Origin of the sequence: Pontibacter qinzhouensis, assembly GCF_008017455.1 — a bacterium.
GTDB lineage: Bacteria > Bacteroidota > Bacteroidia > Cytophagales > Hymenobacteraceae > Pontibacter > Pontibacter qinzhouensis.
Map to the genome: position 1 here is coordinate 1 of NZ_VRTY01000188.1, position 3,123 is coordinate 3,123.

Annotated in this window: 3 protein-coding genes; 2 read left to right on the top strand and 1 reads right to left on the bottom strand. The window is 48.1% G+C overall.

The features are described from left to right. Positions 1-402: glycosyltransferase family 4 protein (locus FVR03_RS23795; protein ID WP_147924271.1), on the top strand; the 402-nt coding region annotated here is incomplete at its 5' end. 1 nt (position 403) lies between these two features. Here the strand turns inward: FVR03_RS23795 and FVR03_RS23800 are convergent. Then, the gene (locus FVR03_RS23800) at positions 404-1,813 is read right to left on the bottom strand and encodes a lipopolysaccharide biosynthesis protein (protein WP_147924272.1); all 1,410 of its coding nucleotides are present in this window, start codon (positions 1,811-1,813) and stop codon (positions 404-406) included. Between the two features lie 349 nt (positions 1,814-2,162). Between FVR03_RS23800 and FVR03_RS23805 the strand changes: the two genes are divergently transcribed. Continuing rightward, positions 2,163-3,123 (top strand): PSP1 domain-containing protein (locus FVR03_RS23805; RefSeq protein WP_147924273.1); only part of this gene is annotated, 961 nt, incomplete at its 3' end.

Consider the following 3,123-nt stretch of genomic DNA (forward strand, 5'->3'; position numbering starts at 1 on the left):
GCGGAGCAACTGCAGGTAAGCCAGTATATTACCTGGCTTGGCGAAATTAACCAGGAGCAGGCCCTGAAAGAATACCAGAACTGCGACGCCTTTGTATTGCCCAGCCTTTACGAATCGATGGGGATTGTGTACATAGAGGCACTGGCGTGCGGCAAACCAATTATTGCAACCAAATGTGGCGGACCAGAAAGTACGGTAACACCGTTTAACGGCCTGCTCATAGAAAAAGAAAATGTAACAAAGCTCGCTTCGGCTCTGCACTACATGATCGAAAACAGAGACAAGTACGACAGTAACCAGATTCGGCAGGATTTTTTGGCCCGGTACTCAGCAGGAGCCGTTGTACCGCAGTTGATGGCGCTATACAAGCAGGTACTAGAAAAGCACCCCGGAATAAGCTAAATCAGCTGTTACGGAGCTGGAAAGCAGCTATAGCAGCCACCCCAAGCACCATTACGGTAATAAACGCCTTGTAGGCAAGCGCTAGCTCCACCAGGTTATACGCAAGAGCAAAAGTCGCCACCGTAAGCCCCATCCAGTAAAGCGGGTAATAGTCTACTTGTTTTACTTTCTTATAATCTGGTAAAAAATAACCGCCAAAACCCATATACATCAAGGCCACAAACGTAGTAAAAGCAGCTGCCTTATAGCCAAAAAGCGGAATGAAGATAAAGTTCAGGACCACATTTCCTAAGCCGCCTACTGCCGAAATCTTCCAGAGTTTACTTGCCTGATCCCGGTAAACGAGCAAGCTGGTAACTGCCATATACATGGGTCTGTAATTGTAGGCCATTAAAATAACAATAGCCAGCGGGTACGCCTGCTGCAACTCCTTGTTTCGGATTAGAACAACAAAAATTTCTTTTACCCAGAGGCAGCACACAAAGGTAATGACCAGAAAAAACGCCTGCAGTATAAACGTTAGCCGCCTGGCCTGCAGTGCTGACTCCTGGCTTGCTTCTTTGCCAAAATACCGCATGTAATAAGGTGAGGATGCCTGCACAATGGCATGGGTTGCCATTAAGAAATGACTTCCTAAACTGGAGGCAACATTATAGAGGCCGATCTTCGGTATAGGTACTTGCAGCATGTCCAGCACCAGCCTGTCGGAGGTATCCATCAGGAAAGACGAAAAGTTGTGTGGTATTACCGGCAACGACATTTTGAGGGAGCTTTTAATGCGATGCCACTTAAAATTAAAAATAGGCCAAAAACCCTGCTTCAGGTAAATATGATAAGCGTTGATAAGAAACCCCGCCAATGCACCCAGAAAGTTGGCATAGAACCAGCCCATAAAACCTAACTGCAGATAAGCGATGGTATACACATTCATAGAAACACCGACACAGCCTATTACAAAAGCCCGAATGCCAATGGGCAAAGGCCGCTGCGAGAGCAAATGGTAGTGCATGGCCTGTATTTCTGTGCTTGCAAACAGCATAATCGGCAGGGCATGGAGCACAGCTATCTGGAGCCGGTAAGCATCCGCTTCGGGAGGTACTATCCAGTAAATGATAGCTCCCATTACAATGCCATAAAAAAACGACCAAACAGACAGGAAGCCGTTAATTTGGCGCCAGGCCCATTTATAACGTAGCGGAAACTTCGAGAACAAGTTGCCTAAAACCACCACCAGCCCTAACGATTGCAGCATGCCTAAGGCAGAGTTATAGGCAATAACCACACCAGCCACACCATAATCGGCTGAAGTAAGGTACTGTGTCAGAAGGGGCAATGTAATAACTCCAGCCAGCCGTGGTAGTTGGGCTGCCAGACCATAAATTGCCGCATCTGATAATAACTTTCGAAGCATCGCCTAAATGTAAGTTATAATTTGATGGTCTGCGCAAAAAAAATACACCCTGCCTCCTTCTTCCTCAATTTTGTTTTAGCTGATATATTGCACCAAAATTTAGTGTTTGCTGTTGCCTACAGAAGCAGAAATAGCAACTGCTAAATCAAAAGCTCAAAAAATTAGTATATTTGTTAATTATCAAAATTGAAAACAAGCGTTAGCCTAGCTAAATTAAGGAGATATAACTGTGGGATGTAGTTCATGTTCTAGTGGCGGATGCGGCTCTAAGGGCAGCACCGCCGATAGCAGCCCTGCGGGTTGCAAGAGTAACGGCGGTTGCAGCACAGGTGGCTGTAACCGGCTAAACGTGTTTGATTGGCTGAGCGATATGGACCTGCCAACAGCGTTTGAAGAATTCGATATAGTAGAAGTGCGGTTTAAAGGTGGCCGTAAAGACTTTTTCAGAAACCCGAATAAAGTGGAGCTTATTACCGGCGACCCGGTGGTGGTGGATGTACCGAATGGGCACCATATTGGCCATGTGTCGCTGAAAGGCGAGCTGGTGCGCCTGCAGATGCTCAAGAAAAAAGTCGATAACAACGAAGAGATCAGGAGCATTTACCGTGTGGCCAACGAGCGCGACATGGAGAAGTTTAACGAAGTGCGCGACCAGGAAGGAACGACCATGTACCGGGCCCGCGAAATTATTCAGGACCTGCGCCTGAAGATGAAGCTCTCGGATGTGGAGTACCAGGCCGATAAGTCGAAAGCTACTTTTTATTACTCAGCCGATGACCGCGTCGACTTCCGCGACCTGATAAAGAAGCTTGCAGAGGAGTTTAAGATCCGGATTGAGATGCGCCAGATCAGCTTGCGCCACGAGGCCGGCCGCCTGGGTGGCATTGGCTCCTGTGGCCGCGAGCTTTGCTGCTCTACCTGGCTCACCGACTTTAAAAGCGTATCTACCACGGCGGCCCGTTACCAGAACCTCTCGCTCAACCCGAGCAAGTTATCAGGGCAGTGTGGCCGCCTGAAGTGCTGCCTCAACTACGAGCTTGAAACCTATATGGAGGCTCTGAAAGATATACCGACTGTAGCCCGGCCTTTGCAAACAAAACAAGGCGACGCCATTCTGCAGAAAACAGACATCTTTAAAAAAATGATGTGGTTTGGATTCAGAGGCGACAACAACTGGTACCCTGTGCCGGCCGCGCGCGTGCAGGAAATTCAGGAATTGAACGCAAAAGGAACCGTTGTGGAGTTCCTGCTACAGGAAGCACCGCCCGAACCTAAGCAAAACGAATTTGTGACGCAGGTAGAAGGCAGCC